The sequence below is a fragment of the Variovorax sp. AC194 genome (assembly GCF_979257995.1).
Genome location: NZ_OZ409823.1, coordinates 1,143,014 through 1,160,684, shown reverse-complemented (window position 1 = coordinate 1,160,684; position 17,671 = coordinate 1,143,014). Strand labels below are relative to the sequence as shown.

15 protein-coding genes are annotated in these 17,671 nt (G+C 61.1%); 12 read left to right on the top strand and 3 right to left on the bottom strand.

The features are described from left to right. Positions 1–151: 151 nt before the first annotated feature. The 12 genes from ACZYRS_RS05470 to ACZYRS_RS05415 all read left to right on the top strand — a co-directional run bounded on the left by ACZYRS_RS05470 (position 152) and on the right by ACZYRS_RS05415 (position 11,322). Positions 152–1,198 (top strand): cytochrome-c peroxidase, encoded by a 1,047-nt coding sequence (locus ACZYRS_RS05470; RefSeq protein ID WP_463418418.1) that lies wholly within the window; start codon positions 152–154, stop codon positions 1,196–1,198. Positions 1,199–1,252: 54 nt separating this feature from the next. Continuing rightward, the gene (gene gspG, locus ACZYRS_RS05465; protein ID WP_463422456.1) at positions 1,253–1,723 is read left to right on the top strand and encodes a type II secretion system major pseudopilin GspG; all 471 of its coding nucleotides are present in this window, start codon (positions 1,253–1,255) and stop codon (positions 1,721–1,723) included. 33 nt (positions 1,724–1,756) lie between these two features. Then, positions 1,757–2,950 carry a type II secretion system F family protein gene (locus tag ACZYRS_RS05460; RefSeq protein ID WP_463418417.1) on the top strand — a complete coding sequence of 398 codons (1,194 nt, stop codon included), beginning with the start codon at positions 1,757–1,759 and terminating at the stop codon, positions 2,948–2,950. A gap of 44 nt (positions 2,951–2,994) precedes the next feature. Further along, positions 2,995–4,689, top strand: a complete 1,695-nt coding sequence (locus tag ACZYRS_RS05455) for a GspE/PulE family protein (RefSeq protein ID WP_463422455.1) — start codon at positions 2,995–2,997, stop codon at positions 4,687–4,689. Beyond that, complete coding sequence (locus ACZYRS_RS05450; protein ID WP_463418416.1) at positions 4,670–5,506, top strand: hypothetical protein; 837 nt, start codon at positions 4,670–4,672, stop codon at positions 5,504–5,506. Before ACZYRS_RS05455 ends, ACZYRS_RS05450 begins: the two co-directional genes overlap by 20 nt. Further along, complete coding sequence (locus tag ACZYRS_RS05445) at positions 5,503–6,087, top strand: PilN domain-containing protein (protein ID WP_463418415.1); 585 nt, start codon at positions 5,503–5,505, stop codon at positions 6,085–6,087. The genes ACZYRS_RS05450 and ACZYRS_RS05445 overlap by 4 nt, the downstream gene beginning before the upstream one ends. Continuing rightward, entirely contained in the window at positions 6,084–6,764 is a 681-nt protein-coding gene (locus tag ACZYRS_RS05440; protein ID WP_463418414.1) for a hypothetical protein, read from the top strand. Before ACZYRS_RS05445 ends, ACZYRS_RS05440 begins: the two co-directional genes overlap by 4 nt. Positions 6,765–6,964: 200 nt before the next feature. Further along, entirely contained in the window at positions 6,965–7,300 is a 336-nt protein-coding gene (locus ACZYRS_RS05435; RefSeq protein WP_463418413.1) for a hypothetical protein, read from the top strand. Between the two features lie 167 nt (positions 7,301–7,467). Then, positions 7,468–9,870 carry a secretin N-terminal domain-containing protein gene (locus ACZYRS_RS05430; protein ID WP_463418412.1) on the top strand — a complete coding sequence of 801 codons (2,403 nt, stop codon included), beginning with the start codon at positions 7,468–7,470 and terminating at the stop codon, positions 9,868–9,870. A 2-nt stretch (positions 9,871–9,872) separates the two neighbouring features. After that, on the top strand, positions 9,873–10,400 hold the full coding sequence (locus tag ACZYRS_RS05425) for a type II secretion system protein (RefSeq protein WP_463418411.1): 528 nt from the start codon (positions 9,873–9,875) through the stop codon (positions 10,398–10,400). 5 nt (positions 10,401–10,405) lie between these two features. Continuing rightward, positions 10,406–10,822 (top strand): type II secretion system protein, encoded by a 417-nt coding sequence (locus ACZYRS_RS05420; RefSeq protein WP_463418410.1) that lies wholly within the window; start codon positions 10,406–10,408, stop codon positions 10,820–10,822. Continuing rightward, positions 10,819–11,322, top strand: coding sequence for a type II secretion system protein (locus ACZYRS_RS05415; RefSeq protein WP_463418409.1), 504 nt, complete (start codon positions 10,819–10,821; stop codon positions 11,320–11,322). Before ACZYRS_RS05420 ends, ACZYRS_RS05415 begins: the two co-directional genes overlap by 4 nt. Before the next feature lie 99 nt (positions 11,323–11,421). Here ACZYRS_RS05415 and ACZYRS_RS05410 read toward each other — a convergent pair whose 3' ends face one another. The 3 genes from ACZYRS_RS05410 to ACZYRS_RS05400 are packed head-to-tail and all read right to left on the bottom strand — an operon-like array spanning position 11,422 to position 17,666. Continuing rightward, complete coding sequence (locus ACZYRS_RS05410) at positions 11,422–11,676, bottom strand: hypothetical protein (RefSeq protein ID WP_463418408.1); 255 nt, start codon at positions 11,674–11,676, stop codon at positions 11,422–11,424. Between the two features lie 57 nt (positions 11,677–11,733). Further along, positions 11,734–13,620, bottom strand: coding sequence for an RHS repeat-associated core domain-containing protein (locus ACZYRS_RS05405; RefSeq protein WP_463418407.1), 1,887 nt, complete (start codon positions 13,618–13,620; stop codon positions 11,734–11,736). After that, positions 13,515–17,666 (bottom strand): tRNA wybutosine-synthesizing protein 4 beta-propeller domain-containing protein, encoded by a 4,152-nt coding sequence (locus tag ACZYRS_RS05400; RefSeq protein WP_463418406.1) that lies wholly within the window; start codon positions 17,664–17,666, stop codon positions 13,515–13,517. The genes ACZYRS_RS05405 and ACZYRS_RS05400 overlap by 106 nt, the downstream gene beginning before the upstream one ends. Positions 17,667–17,671 lie beyond the last annotated feature (5 nt).

Genomic DNA, 17,671 nt, shown 5'->3' with positions numbered 1-17,671 from the left:
TTCGTCGTCACCGTCCTCAGACCGGATTGAAACGGTCGCCATAGCGCGTTGGCGCCTGTTTTGGCGCGTCGCATCCCCGCTTCTGTCGGGCATAGGCTTTGCTGTCATCTTGGCTTGGATCGCCCAGCCAAGGAGCACGCCTGCAGCCGGCGTGGCCGACGATATGGGCCTTCTGGGCCTGCCCTATCTCGAACAAGCGCCGGCAAGTGTTGCGCTGGTGGATTTGGGTAAAAAACTGTTCTTCGATCAGCGCTTGAGCAGCGATGGCGCTCACAGCTGCGCCAGTTGTCACGCGCCCGAACAATACTTTAGCGACGGGTTGCGGGTCTCCAAAGGGGTCGGTGAGCGCTTGGGCACCCGTAATGCGCCCAGCCTGCTGAACGTGGCATACAACAGCTCCCAGTTCTGGGAAGGCCGAGAGCCGACGCTGGAAAGTCAAGCCACCCGCCCACTGACCAATCCACGCGAGATGGGGATGCCTAACGAGGCGGCCGTACTGCATGTCATCGAACAAGACAAAGGGTATGTCAAAAATTTTCGCCAAGCGTTCATCGCAGACGAGGAGCCGACCATACGTATTGAGCGTGTAGCGAGTGCGCTTGCCGCCTACCAACGCACTTTGCGCGCCGGCGATTCGCCCTTCGACCGCTACGCCTTTGGCGGAAACAAGAGCGCCATGAGCGCCAGCGCCGTGCGCGGCCTGGCACTGTTTACCGGCACCGCTCGCTGTGCAACGTGCCACACCATCGATCGTGACCATGCCCTGTTCACCGACAACAAATTCCACGCCTTGTCTGTGGGCCTGGAACGCATCAGCGGGAACCTTGCCCAACTCTCTACTCGACTGGCCTCCCAGAAACTCAAGGGCCTGCCACTAGATCAAGTCATTCTGTCGGACGATGACTTCGCGGAACTGGGACGTTTTGTCGTCACGCTTGAGCCGAAGGACATCGGCAATTTCCGCACACCCAGCCTACGCAACGTGGCCGTCACCAGCCCCTACATGCATGACGGCAGCGTTGCCACCTTGTCGCAAGCAGTGGACTACGAGGTCTACTACCGCAGCAATGAACAAGGCCGAACGCTGCTACTGACCCCCATGGAGCGCCAAGACCTGATCGCGTTTCTGGAGGCGTTAACCACGAGCGCGCGAGCGCTAGCTCGCCTCGATCCTCGCACCGCGCCACCACGTCCATGACCTATCTTCAACCATGAGCCGTATATCGTGCATTGTTCGGACAACATGAAAGCCATGGCGTGCGAAGCGCGTCAGACACGCATCGCCACCCGATGCTCAATCCGAGCCCAACCGCGTGAGAGGGAGGCAGGCTTCACCTTGTTGGAACTGTTAGTGGTGCTGGTCATCATCGGCTTGCTCGCCTCCTACGTGGGTCCCAAGTATTTTTCGCAGATCGGCAAATCAGAGGCCACCACCGCAAAGGCCCAAGCTCAGGCTCTCGAGAAAGCGCTGGACACCTACCGCCTGGACGTAGGTCGCTATCCGACCACAGAAGAAGGCCTGCAAGCCCTGATGGTGGCGCCAGCCAGCGCCGCAGCCAGATGGAGCGGACCCTACCTCAAGCGGGAGTCGCCATTGGACCCTTGGGGACGCGCCTATGTTTATCGCGCGCCAGGCGCCAACGGCGAGTACGAAGTGATCAGCTACGGCAAAGATGGCCAGCCGGGCGGCAGCGGCGTAGACGCCGATATCGTTCGACCATGACCACAAGCCGACGGTCAGTTGCGGGAGTCGAGTGTGCAGTTTGAGGCGCGCGTGTTGTCAGCTCGCTCGGATGCGATCGAGTTGTTGAGCATCGAGGCGCTCAACGAAGCGGATGCGCTGCGCCTTTTGCATCAGCAACCTCAACAAGTGCTCGGCCTGCGACGCGTGCGTGCGACTCGTGGCACGCTGAGTTGGCGCAACAAGCGCTTTTCGTTGCTGCTGTTCAGTCAAGAGTTGCATGCCTTGCTCTCGGCGGGTCTGACATTGATCGAAGCCTTGGAAGGCTTGAGCGAGAAGGAAACCGCCCCCGAGGCCCGAGCCATCCTGCAACGTCTGATCACCTTGATTCGAGAAGGCCAGCGTTTCTCGGCGGCCCTCACGGCGATGCCGCAAGTCTTTGTGCCCCTGTACATCGGATTGATGCAGGCGGCCGAGACCACCGGCGCACTGCCCGCAGCACTGGCACGCTACGTGGAGTACCAGCAACGGGTGGACGTGGTACGAAGCAAGATCGTCAGCGCCTGCATCTATCCTGCCATCTTGCTGGTGGTCGGCGCTCTGGTAACGACTTTTTTGGGGGGATATGTCGTGCCGCGCTTTGCCTCCATCTACCAGGACTCTGGTCGCGAGTTGCCGCTTATGTCGGCCTGGCTGCTGCGTTCGGGAAATTTTCTGGTCGAACATACGGCCGTGGCAGCGGCAGTGACTACCATCGTCTTCGCGACGCTTGTCGCCATGGCGCTTCGACTCCGAAAGAATGGGGCGCTATCTAGTTGGGTGGCACGATTGCCAGCCGTGGGCACGCGGGTGCGACTGTACGGGATGTCTCGGCTTTACCTGACGCTGGGCATGTTGCTGGAAAGCGGCATCCCGGTGGTGAGCGGCCTGCGCATGTGCGAGGGCGTGGTCTCGCAACGGATGCTGGCACCACTGCAACGCGCGCGCGGCATCATCGAGTCGGGCGCCTCTTTTGCTGAAACCTTTCACGATCAAGAACTGACGACCTCGATCTCTTTTCGCATGCTGCGCGTGGGCGAGCGTTCTGGCCAACTGGGCAACATGTTGATCCAGGCCTCCAACTTCTACGACAACGACATCTCACGCTTCATCGAGCGCTTCACCCGCGCCTTCGAGCCGATCATGATGCTGCTCATAGGGATCATCGTGGGCGGTATCGTGGTGTTGCTGTATCTGCCTATTTTTGATCTGGCGACCTCGCTGCAATGAACACGACGACTTGGGCAGCTCCGATCGACCCCAGTGCACAGGAGATGGATTCCGGCGCCGGTAGCCTAGAGCCGCAGGCGGCGCCTACCATCGAATTCCTGCGCGCCGTGCGCGAACGTGCCAATGTCAAGGGACTGTCGCCCATGATCGAATTGGAAGAACGTTACGCTGGGCAGTTGCGTTCGCTCACGGCTTGGCTGGGGCAGGTGTTCGGATGGCCGGTCATCGAGACGGCGCAGATGGACCAAGCCCGTCCCCGGTTCGACCGGGTGCCTCTGGCAGAGGCGATGCGTCGCCCGGCCGTGCTGCTGCAGACTTCGGAGGAGGCATTGGGGGTCATCGCCGATCCCTTCGACGAGGATTCGCAAGCGTGGCTGACGGCGCGCGCGGGAACGCCGCTGACTTTCAAGCTAGCGCTCCGCACGGACATTCACGCTTACCTTGTCAAGCAGGAACAGTTGGTGCGCGCCGTCGACAACGTCGTGGCCGAAGCCAATGAACACGATCGCAAAGGGCGCACTGCCGAGGTGCTTTCCTTTGCCTCCGTGAGCGAGGCGGCCAGTCCGGCCGTCAAGTTGGTCAACTCCACCCTCTACGACGCATTGCGCGCTGCTGCCTCCGACGTGCACCTGGAGAGTACGGCTGCGGGCCTGACCATCAAATACCGCATCGACGGTGTGCTGGACCATGCACGCTCGATCGCCGGTCGCGAACTTGCCGCGCAGGTGATTTCGCGCCTGAAAGTGCTGGCCGAACTGGACATCTCGGAACGACGCATTCCGCAGGACGGTAGCTTCCAGGTCGAATCCAGTGGTCGCGACATCGATCTACGGGTATCGATCATGCCCAGCATCCATGGCGAAGATGCGGTGATCCGCATCCTGGACAAACGAGCCATGATCGAGGCCTATGGCGCGCTGTCGCTGGAGGCGCTGGGCTTTGACAAGGAATCATTGATCGCCTTGCGCCGGTTGAGCGACGAGCCCTACGGCATGCTCCTGGTCACAGGCCCTACCGGCTCAGGAAAGACCACGACCCTGTATGCGGCACTGACCGAGGTCAACAACGGACGCGACAAGATCATCACGATCGAGGATCCGGTGGAGTATCAGTTGCCGGGCATTCTTCAGATCCCGGTCAACGACAAGAAGGGACTGAGTTTCGCCCGAGGCCTGCGCTCCATCCTGCGGCACGACCCCGACAAGATCATGGTGGGCGAAATCCGTGACCGCGAGACCGCCGAGATCGCCGTGCAATCGGCGTTGACAGGCCATCTGGTGCTGACCACCGTGCACGCCAACAATGTGTTCGATGTGTTTGGGCGTTTCAGCCACATGGGCATCGACCCTTATGCCTTTGTCTCTGCGCTCAACGGCATCTGGGCGCAGCGACTGGTGCGCAACAACTGTCCGCACTGTGCCAGCAATGTCCAAGCCGACCCCGCGATGCTGGCCCGACTGAGCCTGAGTGGCAGCGACGTAGTTGGCTATCGTTTGCGTGCCGGCACCGGCTGCGGTGACTGTCGTGGCACGGGCTACAAAGGGCGCACGGCCATCGCCGAGATCCTGTCGTTGAACGACGAACTGCGCGAATTGATCGTGAACAAGGCGCCGGTGCGCCAGCTGAAGGAGGCGGCAGCACGCCACGGCACCCGAAGCCTGCGCGATGCGGCATTGCGCCTGGCACGTGATGGCATCACCACGCTGGAGGAGGTCAAGCGTGTCACTCTTCAGTCCTGAACGCTATCGGCTGGCGTTGACCGAGTCCGGCCTGGTGCTGGACGGATACAAGAAGCGTTCATCCAACGCATCCAATTGGCAACGTGTTGCTCAACGGAACGGCCTAGACGCGCCGGGAAAAGACTCCCTTTCCAAAGCGCTGACGGAGGTGCTCCAACTTCTTCCACCCGAGGCGCGTTGCACGGTACTGATGGAAGACACGTTGGCGCGCCTGTTCGTGCTCAGCGCACCCCTTCAGGTCAACGGCCCGCGCGAACTGCAGCGCGTCGCCAGTCTTCGCAGCGCGTCGCTGTTTGGCGATACGCCCGAGGACTGGATCTGCCTGGCTGACTGGCGCGCTCGCGGCCCGTTCTTGGTCTGCGCGCTGCCCAAAGCGTTGCTATATGGCTTTCAGATTGCCGCGAAGCAACAGCGCGTGCGATTGGAATGCATACAGCCGCAATTCGTGCATGACTGGAATGCATCGGCACCTCTCATGCGTGAACCCCGGGCTTGGTTTTCCCGCATCGATGCGCAACACACGGTGCTGGCAGCCACCGACCGCGGCCGCCTCGTGGCCATCTCGCAATTACGTTCGACAGCACCCACGAGTTTGGATGCCTTACGTACCTTCTTGCTGCGCGCTAGCTTGCAATGGGGTCTGCCGCTACCTCCCGTCCTCTACGTGAGTGGCGAACTGACGGCGGGCTGGCATGGGTGGAATGTCGATGCGTGCCGTATCCGCCATTTGCAGCTGTCATCGGCGTCGGACGATGCGACGGCAGGTCGGGGAGGTCGTGCAACACCAGAGCGCCCGCGCGAAGAGGCGCAGGCATGAAGCCGATTCGCATCGATTTTGCGCATCCAACAGCGGCGCGTTTTGCGCCTACGCGCATCGCGCTGCTGATCCTCGCACTCGGCGTACTGAGCTGTGGCCTGGCTTCTCAAAACGTAGGTCCATTGATGGATGACCGCCAAGCACTGACCGAGCGCCTAGAGGATGTCCAAGAACGCATTCGAACGCGGACGCTGGCGCAACGTCGCGCGTTGGCTGCGATGACGCCTGAACAGACCAGCGCGATCAACCGTGCCGTCCGCCGCCTGAACCTTCCTTGGCGTGATCTGTTCGATACGCTCGAGCAGGCCACACCTCAGAGCGTGGCCTTGTTGACGCTGCAACCCGATGCGGATCGCTCCATTTTGAGTCTCTCCGCCGAAGCGGCATCGGTCGAAGACATGATTGACTATTTACAGCGGCTGAAGCAACGCCCTGAAATTCGCTCAGCGTTGCTGAAGAAACATCAGGTCGATACCAAGAACCCTTATCACCCGGTGCAATTCACACTGGAGCTGACCTGGGGATATCCCGCACCGGGAGCGGCGTCCGCGCAAAACGCCCCTCGCAAGGAGAATCCGTGAGACAGGTGCCCTGGCGTAGCATTGCTCTGGCATTGCGCTTGACCCTGGGACGCCAGAACGCGCTGATCTGGATCGGTGCCGCGCTGCTGGTGGCGGCCGCTTCGATGCAATGGGGCGTGAAGCCCTGGCTGAAGGCACAGAACCAGCAGCTGAAGCTATCGATCCAGGCGGGCATCGCCGAGCAAAGCGCCCTGCAAACAACTGAGCGTTCTGTGCCTGTGGCGGCTTCCGCGGCCGCACATGCCGAGGCTTTCTACGAGGTCCTTGGCGAGGAGCGCCTTTTCGAAGAGCACCTTGGTGCGTTTCTGAACTACGCCAAGCGCGCCGGTCTGACGCTGGCAGAGGCGGACTACGACCGCGCCGAAGACGCCAAGGGTAAGTTCATCCAGCAAGGGCTTTCTATCCCCCTGAGTGGTGCTTACGGCGACCTGCGCGACTTTTGCGAAACGACCCTGCTGCGCATGCCTTTCGTCGCATTGGATTCGATCCAGCTCAGGCGCAAATCAGTGGAGGCCGACGCGCTGGAGGCGCGACTGCATTGGACGTTGTACTTGCGCCATGTGGCACTGCCAGCATCTTCTGCACCGGCCTTGCAGCCGGTGCCGATGCCATCCCAGCAAATATCCGAGGCCTTTGCGCCTGCACGCACAGCTTCAATGGCACAGGGGCGCCATTGAAACGTCGACATCTCTTGCTGGGAAGCGCCATGCTGGTGTCGTTGTACTTGGCCGTTTGGGGGCCTCGCGAGGAGTCCTTGGTCGTGGTCGAGAGTACGCCGCGCCCAACGCCCAAGAGCTCGAACTCGTCACCTGTGATCACGGTATCTGCGCCATTGGGAACCCCTGCGGATGCAGCAACGCTTTCGACAGGTACGGTATTGCCTCTGGTGCCGCGTGAGAGGTTGATCGGCCACTCCGAACGCGACTTCAAGCGGGGGCTGTTTGCCGCACGCAGTTGGGCGCCGCCGGCGCCAGCCGCCTCCGCGCCGCCAGCGGCGCAAGCGCTCGCCGCGCCATCGCTGCCCTTCACCTACCTGGGCAAGGAACAGTCCGGCGAGACCTGGCGTGTCTTCCTGTCCGATGGCGACATGACGCTGGTGGTAGGCACCGCCGACATGGTCAACACCCAATACAAAGTGCTGGCCATTACGCCGCCCACCATGACCTTCGAATACCTGCCGTTGCACGAACAGCAAACGCTCCAGATTGAATGAACACACCATTTCCAGGCCGCATTGCTAAACCAGGTAGCGCGACCAAGCAACCGCCAAGGAAGTTATCTTGCGCAACAACGATGCACCGTTGGCGCGCCCGCCTCACATCCTCGCCTCGGCATTTGGATAGCCGCGCAATCCGTGCGGTCACGACCGCCGTCGCCGCTTTGGCACTGCTGCTCGGTTGCGCTCAGTCGCCAGTAATTCAGGAAGCCCGCTGGGCATTCGAGCAAGGCAAGGTGGAAGAAAGTCTGACGCAGCTGCGCACCGCGCTGATCAAGAACCCCGGCAATCCAGAATTGCAGATCACGTTCCTCGCGTTGCGCGAGCGTGCGATTAACGACTTGATGGCGCGGGTACAAGCAGTGCCTGCATCGGCTGGCGCAGGGGAACGAACCGAGCTTCTGCGTCGCATCCTGGCGATCGACGCGAACAATGCGCGCGCCGCCATTGAGCTCGATCGCCTCGAACGTGAGGCGCGTCTGGCCAGAATGCAACTGGATGCGCAATTCGCACTGGATGCCAAGGACAACGCCGCCGCCATGGCCAAGGCGCGTGCCATTCTGGCCGAAGACCCCTACAACAGCGCCGCTCGTGCTTTGCTGCAGTCCATCGTGGACAAGTCGCCCAAATCGTCCGCGCAACAGGTTCCCCCCGAAGCGTTGCAACGCAAGATATCCATTGAGTTCAAGGACGCGTTGCTCAAGCAAGTGTTCGACGTTCTCTCGGCCACCTCCGGCATCAACTTCGTGCTGGACAAAGACATCAAGGCCGATCAGAAAACGTCTGTTTACCTCAAGGACGTGACGGTCAAGAATGCCATCGAAGTGGTGCTCATGACGAATCAGTTGGAGCAGAAGGTCATCAACACCAACGCCATCCTCGTCTACCCCAATCTGCCGGCCAAGCAGAAAGACTACCAAGCGTTGAGCGTGCACACCTTCTATCTCACCAACGTCGAAGCCGAGCAGATGGCCACCACCTTGAAAGGTATCCTGAAGATCCAGAACCTGATCGTGGACAAGGCACAGAACATGGTCATGATGCGCGACACCCCGGAGGTGATCGAGATGGCCGAGAAGATCGTGGCGTTGCAGGATCTGCCTACCCCCGAAACCATGCTGGAGGTGTCGGTGTTGGAGGTCAACAAGAACCGGCTCGACGAATTGGGGATCACCTATCCGTCCAAGCTCACCCTGACACCGCTGCCGTCGACCGCTGGCGGCACGCTCACGGTCGCTGATCTGCGCCACCTCAATCGCACCACACTGGGTGCGACCATCTCGCCACTGTCATTCAATCTGATGGGCATGGACAGCGATGTCAAGCTGCTAGCGAATCCGAAAATTCGTGTCAAGAATCGCGAGGCCGCCAAGATCCTGATCGGCGAGAAGGTGCCCAACATCACCTCTACAGCCACGTCCACCGGCTTCGTATCGCAAAGCATCCAGTATTTGGATGTCGGCTTGAAGGTAGAAGTGACGCCCACGATCACCATCGACAACGAGATCTCGATCAAGGTGGCGCTGGAGGTCAGCAACATCGCGAGTCAAGTCACCACCACCACGGGCACGGTCGCCTATCAGATCGGAACGCGATCAGCGTCGACGGTGCTGCGCCTGAAGGATGGCGAGACGCAGATTCTGGCGGGCCTGATCAACGACGAGGACAGCGCCACCGTGACCAAGATTCCCGGATTGGGAGACATGCCGTATGTGGGGCGGTTTTTCTCGGATCGCACGACCTCCAAGAAGCGCACCGAGATCGTGCTGTCGATCACGCCGCGCCTGATCCGCAATCCACTGCGACCGGAGGCGCGATTGATCGATTTCGCCTCAGGTACCGAGTCCAACCTGCGCGGCGTGTCCGAACTGTCTTTAGGTGGCGCTGCGGCACCGGTGGCACCTATTCCCGGCACCGGCACTGGCACAGAAACCGGTAAGTCATCTCGTTCAGCGACCACGCCATCGAACCGCACCAGCGGCCTCTCGTCTGGCAGTCCATCCTCATCGTTCGGAACCACGAGCAGCGTGGACATCAATGGCAATCCGCTCGACAGCCCGGCCGTCGCGGGGTCCGATGGCAACGTGGGCGCGGTGGGCCCGATCGCTGGCGCTGTCGGCTCTGGTGCGACAGGCCCAACCAACTTGGCGTGGTCGGGCGCGACACAGGTCGTAGCAGGCACCAGCGTGCAGCAGCAGTTGATACTCAGCGCACAACAGCCACTCAGCGGTGCCGCCCTGGTATTGGGTTACGACCCCTCGGCTCTGCAGTTGGTGAACGTCGCCGAGGGCACGGCCCTCAACGCAGATGGTGTGCAAACTTCGTTCTCGCAACGCGTGGACGCCTCCACCGGCCAGATCTTCATCAACGCCACGCGGGCCGTCGGTGCACCCCAAGGCGCTAGCAGTCAAGGCGCGCTGGTCACCCTCACCCTCATGGCACTCAAGCCCACCGCTTCGACCCAGCTGCGGGTGCTGTCGATCACGCCCACCGGATTCGGCGGTGCTGCTGTATCGCTGCCCACACCCATCCAGACCCTGACCATCACCGGAGCGCCGCAGCAATAGCCATGGCGCACGCACGCACAGCATGTCTCGGGGCGATCAAGATGACTCCGCCCGCTCGCTTCTTGCAGAGCGGCTTCACGCTGATCGAGTTGCTGGTGAGTCTGGCCATTCTTGCCGTACTCGCCACACTGGTGCTGCCGGTCACTCAGTTGGAGGTGCAACGCGCTCGGGAGAAGGACCTGCGGCTGGCCCTGCGCGACATCCGCGTCGGGATCGATGCCTACAAGCAAGCCTATGACACGGGGCGCATGCTGCGGCACGTGGGCGACAGTGGCTACCCGCCCACGCTGCAGGTGTTGGTCGAGGGGGTGGAAGATGTGCGCGACCCAACAAAACAGAAGATGTACTTCATGCGCCGCCTTCCCAGGGACCCGATGGTGCGCAATCCGGCCCTGAGTGATGCCGACACCTGGGGCAAGCGCAGCTACGACAGCGAACCCGATGCGCCCGCCGAGGGGCGCGATATCTTCGACGTGTATTCGCGCTCGCAGGCCACGGGTCTCGATGGCATCCCCTACAAACGGTGGTAGTCCGAATGTCGTTGTTCCAATCTTCCTCATCATCGCGACGTTGCGGACGCGAACTCGCCCGCGGCTTCACCCTGATCGAGCTGCTGGTGGTCCTGAGCATCGTGGCGCTCTTGCTGTCGCTCGCGTTGCCGCGCTACTTCCACAGCATCGACGGGTCAAAGGAGACCATCCTCAAGGAGAACCTGCGCATCACGCGCAAGACCATCGATCAATACTTCCGTGACACAGGCCGCTATCCGGAAGATCTCCAGGAATTGGTGACCAAGCGCTATCTGCACGCATTGCCGATCGACCCCGTCACCGAAAACACCGACACCTGGGTGCTGGTGGCGCCAGGGGACCCCGACAGCGGCAAGCTGTACGACCTGCGCAGCGGTGCGCCAGGCTCGACTCGAAACGGTACACCCTTCGGTTCGTTATGACGCTCGCGAAGCGACGACCTTCAAGAAGAATCGGAGGGTTCGCGCTGCTGGCCCTGTTGATCTTCATCGCGATGCTGGGTGTAGTGAGCGTGTCGGCGCTGCAGATCGGTACGCTCGCCGACCGGCGTGAAGCCGAAGATCAACTGCTCTATGTGGGTGCCCAGTACCGCCGTGCGCTGCAACTGTATGTAGAGGCCACCCCGCCAGGCCAGCCGCGGTTTCCTCCGACGTTGGAGGCATTGCTGCGCGATCCGCGATATCCGCTGCCACGACGCTATCTGCGTCAGCTCTATCCGGATCCCGTCACTCGGCGTCAAGACTGGGCATTGTTGTTGTCACCTGAGGGCGGGGTAATGGGAATACACAGCCGCTCGGGCAAAGAGCCCGTACGCCAAGTGCGTTTTATACCGCCTTTCGAAAACTTCAATCGGCTGAAAAAATACTCTGACTGGGTTTTCTATTACTACCCAAACAATGCGATCGGGATGCCTTTACCTTGAAATGAGAATAAATCACTTCGGTTTGTCTTCCCGAACACACCGTACCTCATTGCCTACTTCCCCCGATGCCAGGCAGGGAAATTAGGCTATGTGACCTAACTACTCAAGCGATGCTGCCTCAATCCAGATGACCTCATCGGGATGGTGTTCGCGAATCGTTTGAGCGGCGTCCGCTAAAGCGCCTTCATCCCTGTCACCTAACTCATAGGTAAAACGAGATAAATTTTGGTACTGACGGGCTGTGTATTCTTCTTCCGAAAGCGCATCTGCGCCACACCAAACGGCAAACCTTGCCGGTGTTGCTATGCGTAGCGCCTCATTCAAACCATTGATGGATATTGCTAGGAAAACCATGATGTTGCTCTCTGCTCATGTTTGACAATCGAACAGCCGGACCCTGCTCCCTCTTGGTCATTTAGGGATACCGGGATCCCCGGGGATTGGTTGACGCCCTGGACCTCGATCTTGATGGGTCGGGCGACTGCCGTCGGCCGGGCGAGTCCAGTCGTGCGAATGAGGCGAGCCAAGACCATCATGGCTGTGATCCCAATCGGTGTCAGTTTCAGGAAAACCATCGGGCCCGTACCGGCGAGTTTGTTTACGATTTCCCTTACTATTAATGCATTCGGCTTCACACCCGGGTTCTCCAGTGATAGGGTTTGCGTTGGGTTTGGGCGCTGGTGTTGCCTGCCCGCCGCCGCCTGAGAACATCCGATCCCTCAGCCAGTCTGTAGCTTTGATGCAGGCATCGACAACAGACTGAGGCAGAAGCTTTGGCCACGGAATCCCGGGTGGGCTAACCGGAATCCCGTCTGGACCGACCAATGGTGGCGCTGTACTGCATTCAAGCACAAACCCAACCCACTTGCATTGAGGCGCCAGACCCGTGGGGTCGCTATAGTTCAGAGGGTTTCCCCCGACATATGCAAACCCATTGGTCTGCCCACTGTCCCACCCGATCGGATCCTTGGAGATGAACCGTCCCCAAGCCGGGTTGTAATACCTCGCCCGGTAGTAGTACAACCCCGTTTGGTCATTCTCGCGCCCGGTGTACTGCTGGCTGTTGTCGCTGGTACCCGTCTGCGTGGTCTTGCCGTAGGCGTCATAACTGTAGCTAACTATGTTAGCTTGGCTGGCATCCGTGGCCACTAGCACGCTACCCAGTGCGTCCGTGAGCATGCTGTGGTTGCCCGCGGTCGTCTGTCGCTGGTACAACTCATCCAAGCTAGGGCCACTGATGAGGTTCGCCGTCACGCTCGTGCCGCTACCATAGCCCGACTTCTCCTGGACAAAGTTTCCCCGGTCATACAGGTACCCGGTGGAGTTGGTACCGACGGTCTTGCCCGTCCGGCGGCCAAAAGCATCGTATTGAAAGCTGGCCGTGACAGCGCCGCTGATGCTCGTCAACTGATTGCGCTCGTCCCAGAGATAGGTGCTCGTACCGTCGCTGGTCAAATTCCCGTTGGCGTCATAAGTGAGGGTCTGACTACCCCATTGAGTGAGTTGGTTGTTGGCGTTGAACTGGGTGATGCTCACCGGCGTACCAGCATCGACGCGGGCCAGGCTTCCGCTCATGCCAGTGCGCTGCCTGTTGCCGTCGTAGGTATAGATTAGATCGCCAACCAAGGTGCCGTCGGCTTTCCTATAGCCAATCCCTGTAAGGCGGCTCGCCTTGTCCCAGTCGTAACTGGCCACGATCCCGTTGGGATAAGTGACGCTGGTGCGCCTGTCAGCACTGTCGTAGCCGAAGCCGACGGTCTGGATCGCATTGCCGTTGGTGCTTCCTGCGGCCTGCTGAATTTCCGTGAGACGGTTGGTCGCGTCCCACGTGTAACGCAACTGCGGCTGGCCGTCCACCGTCATGCTCTTACGTCGGCCCGCGGCATCGTAGGTGTAGTTGATGCCGCCTTGGGGTGTGGTTTCCTTGGTCAAGCGATTTAACGCATCGTATTCACGCGTGATGGTGCCACCCATCGAGTCCACGATCTTCGTGAGCCGGTTGCCTGCGTCCCAAGTCAAGGTAACGGTACTAACTGGAGTGCTGTTGCCAGCGGTGGCACCGTAGCTGACCTGGGTCGGACGACCGAGCGCGTCGTAACTTGTGCTGGTGATCTGTCCCTTGTTGTCGGCGACCTTGTTCGCGCGCCCACCAGGCTCGTAAGCGATGGTGTTGGTGTGATTGAGGGCATCGGTCATTTGAGTGAGACGATTGCGCCCATCGTAGACATAGCTGGTGGTGTTGTTCTTCTCGTCCACCTGCGTGAGCACGTTGCCGTTGCCGTCGTAAGTGACCTGCACGCCCCCCCCCTGGGGTTGGTGGAGCTCGTCATGCGATTCAAGCCGTCATAGACCTGATAGCTGCGCTTGTCCAGAGCATCGGTCGCGCTCGTGGTTCGCCCGCCCGCATCGGCGTACCAAGTTACGGTGTTTCCCAGCGGATCGCGAACACTCTGCAGGTCGGCACCGCTGTAGGTCAATGTTGTGGTGTTGCTCTGCGCATCCTTCACACTCGTTGGACGACCTTGACTGTCGTAGGCGACGATCGTGCTGTGATTCAGCGCATCTGTGCTCTGGGTGAGGTTGCCCAGGTTGTCGTAACTGAAAGTGGTCTTATTGTTGTTCGCATCCGTGATCGCGGTGGGGCGGGCGAAGTTACGGTCCCAGGCGACCTTCGTGGTGATGGCGCTGCTGGTGCCGGAGGCTGCCGTAGCCTGCGTGACATTGCCCAAGCTGTCGTACTGGTAGGTTGTGGTGCGACCCAAGGCATCGGTGACGCTGTCCAGCAGGTTCGTGGTCGTGTTCCAGATGTAGCTGGTTGTCTGGGCGATCGGTGTTCCCTGGCCGGCGGTTACGCTGATAAGCGCCTGATTGGCGTTGAACACATAACGCGTGACAGTGCCACGTTCGTTGGTCGCGTCCGTTTGCTTGACCGAGTCGAAAGAACCTGCAGGGATGCTCTGGCTGGCCGATAGAAGCGTATAGGCAAAAGTGTAGGTCTTGCCGTCTGCATAGGTTTGCGTTGCCACCCGGCCATTCGCGTCGTAGACGTTAGTGACCATGGTGTTGCCGTTCTTGTCGACCACCGTGAGCATGTTGGTGCTCTTGATCAAGCCGCCAACGGAGTTCGCAGCCGGCACCGTCTGGCTGGCCCACGTGTACTGCATCGTCTTGCCCATCGGATCCGTGACCTGGGTCAAACGGCCCTGTGCATCGTAGGTGTAGCCGACGGTGCGCTGCAAGTCGTCCTTGATTTGTGTGACCCGATTTGCTGCGTCGTAACTCAGGTAGACGTTGCGCCCGTTGGGCGAAATGATCTGAGTCAGATTGCCGAAGTTTTGCGGGGTGCTGCTGCCTGGGCTGGAGGCATAGTTGCTACGGATGAGCTGCATGGTATTGCCCAGCCGGTCTTTGATGCCCACCAAGGCAGAAGAGCGCGCTGAACCACCGCCGTCGCCCGTGCCAGGGAAATAGTAAGCGGTCCCGTTCTTCTGCAGCAGGCTCCAGTCGGCGCCCGGATAGCTTTGGTTGTCCCACTTGATGATGGCGCCGTAGTAGGCACTGCCGGGCGCTGCCACGCTCTGGAACACGGCGCTTGTGTAACCGGTGCCGCCGGAGACGCGCTTGAAGTAGATTCGCCCGCCGTCGGGAAGAATCAGGTAAGCGTATGGCTTGATCTGATCTCTTGCTGTGTCGTAACCGCCGACCAGGAAGATGTCGTAAGACAGACTGGTGCCAATACCGAAAGCGCGTGAGGTCTCGTCGGCCTGGCGGTACGCGCGCCCTATGCTGATGGGCATCACGTCCGGAATTACCAGATCGGTTTCCTTATTGAGAAAGAGGCCCGTGCTCGTATCCACCGGATCGCCTGCGTTCGTGTCGCACTGGCAGTTCGGGGGCGGCCCCACCGGAGGCGCCTGTGATTCGGGCGAGAAGGTGGTGATCATCGCGCCACTGAACTCGTAGATGCGCACATCCGCATCGGGCATCACCTGCTTGCCGTCGGCGGTGACCGTACCGTGGCCGTACTCGAACCAGCCGCGGTTGAGCGCGTCGTAGTCCCAGAACGTCATGCGCGTACCAGGCGCGGCATTCGGATAGTTCGGGTAGATCAGCTGTGCGCCCTTGGCGTTGACGTTCAGGCCTTCGAGGCGTGAACCGCCAGGCTGGATGGTGAAGTACACCGGCACCTCGATGTGAGGCAGCGGAAACGGCGGTTGGTTCACCGGTATCGCGGTCATGCTGATCTCGGTGACGATCTTGCCTTGGGCATCGCGGATTACCATGCCGGCCGGAATGCGCAGTTCCATGCCTGGAATCTGCGGGTTGGTCACCACCAGATCATCAGTGGTGGGAGAAGGAATGGTCACCGTGCGCGGGTTGAGGCGCGACATCCAGATGACAAAGGGCAGCATGGTGGTCTTGCCGTCTTCGACCTTGACGCCGTACTCATAGCGTCCGTAGTGGCGATTGCCACGCGCGGCGGTCTCGCCATCGATCACCAGCACCTGGCGCCCACTGGGCACGCCAGCGAGCAGGAATTCGCCGTTGTCATCAGTGACCACCTTCTGTGCACCAATGGACAAGGTGGCCCCTTCCAAGGGGCGACCGTTCAGGCGCAACACCTGACCTGCCACGCCTGTCACGCCATCGGGCGGCGGCGTGACATCCGGGATTCGACGCTCGGCGACATCGGCCGGCGTGAGCTTCATCAACTCCGGGTAGCCGTACAGCGTGCGGCGCAGACGCGAGTTCTTCGGCCGATGCTGTTTGGAGACCTCGCGGTTGCCGCGTCGCCATTGACCGCCGAACTGGCCTCGGAAGCTGTTGACGCCAGGCACCCAGACGTCATCGTCCTCGTCGGCCTCGACCGCCACCTGGGTGGTCGCGGCGAGCGCGGCGTTGGCCACTGCCGGGGTCTTGGGGGTTGCGATACCGCCCGCGGCGGTCTGGACGGCGCCAGCCGTTGCGGCCCCGATGCCGCCTGCCGCCTCGGATGCGACTGCAGGGGCCGCCGCGAACACGGCCTGCGCCACGCTGCGCACGGGTTGCTTGCCCGCACCCGCCTGAGCGCCCATACGCGCGGTCCTGAAACCGATGGCGGTCAGCGGCAACGCCTGGCCGAACTGGTCGGTGGCGCCTTGCACGAACAAGGTGTAGGCGGTGGCGGGCAGCAATTCTTGGCGCGGGGTCACGAACAGAAGCACCCCGCCCTCCACGGCCACGGACTGAACGGCGACCGGTCCACTGGGGCCGAGCAAGGTGACGGTGCTGCCGTTCAGGCTGGCTACTGCCATGCGCTGCGAAAACCGCAGAACCAGACGCTGCGCGACCGGGACATCGCGTGCATCGCTGGTGGGCGTGCTGGTCAGGAGGCTGGGGGCGCCGCCGGCATTCAGCGACTGCACCAGCGACTGGGCGCCCTCGATGGCGAGCGGGCTGAATTGCTGTGTTGCTGGGTCGTAGAGGTTGCCATTCCCCCGGGACCACTTTGCCCTCGCACCTGCTCCCGCGCTCTCCCTCTCGCTTGCCCCATCGATGCCGCCCCACAGCAACACCTTGCCACTGGGCAGCAGCGCTGCGACATGGCGCATTCGGGCGCTATCGAGCGCGGTGTTGACACGCTCGATCTGGTTTGTCTGCGGGTCATACAGTTCCACCGTGCGCAACGCGCTGCCGTCGGCACCCACACCTCCCGCGATCAGGAGGCGGCCGTCGGTGAGCACGGTGGCGGTGTGGTCGCTGCGCGCGATCAGTCCCAGACTGGGCAGACGAGTGAAGGTGTTTTGAGTCGGATCGAATTTTTCGGAGTCGCTCAGGGTGTTGCCCCTGGCATCGACGCCACCGAACACCAGCACGCTGCCATCGGGCAACACGCTGGCGCTGTGGCGCATGCGGGCGCCGGACAGGCTGGCGGGCAGCAGACTCGATTTACCCGTGGCATCAATCAACCAAGCCTGGTTGCCAGCCGAGCCGGCCTTGGCGCCACCCAGAATCAGCCAGCGACCATCGGCCAGCTGGGTGGCGCTTTGTCCAGCCAGGATCGCCGGGCGGGATGCAAGGAGTCCACCAAGATCGCCTGTTGCATCTGTCGCTGCGGGCATCACCGACATTGTTGACGCTGTCGCGGCGGCCGTCTCGCGACCGGAGGGCGTGCCAACAGACTGGGCGGTCGCGGCCAGTGTCTGGAACAACGCAAAGACCACGGCGAGCGCGGGCGCCAATCTACTGAGCCGACCCCATGGCGCGCGACTTACCCTGCGCGCAGCCGACGTGCTCGTTTGCGTCATGTTCTTTTTCTCCCTCGATTCGAATCCGATGTTCTGTACTGTGCTCAACGTTCGCATGGCGA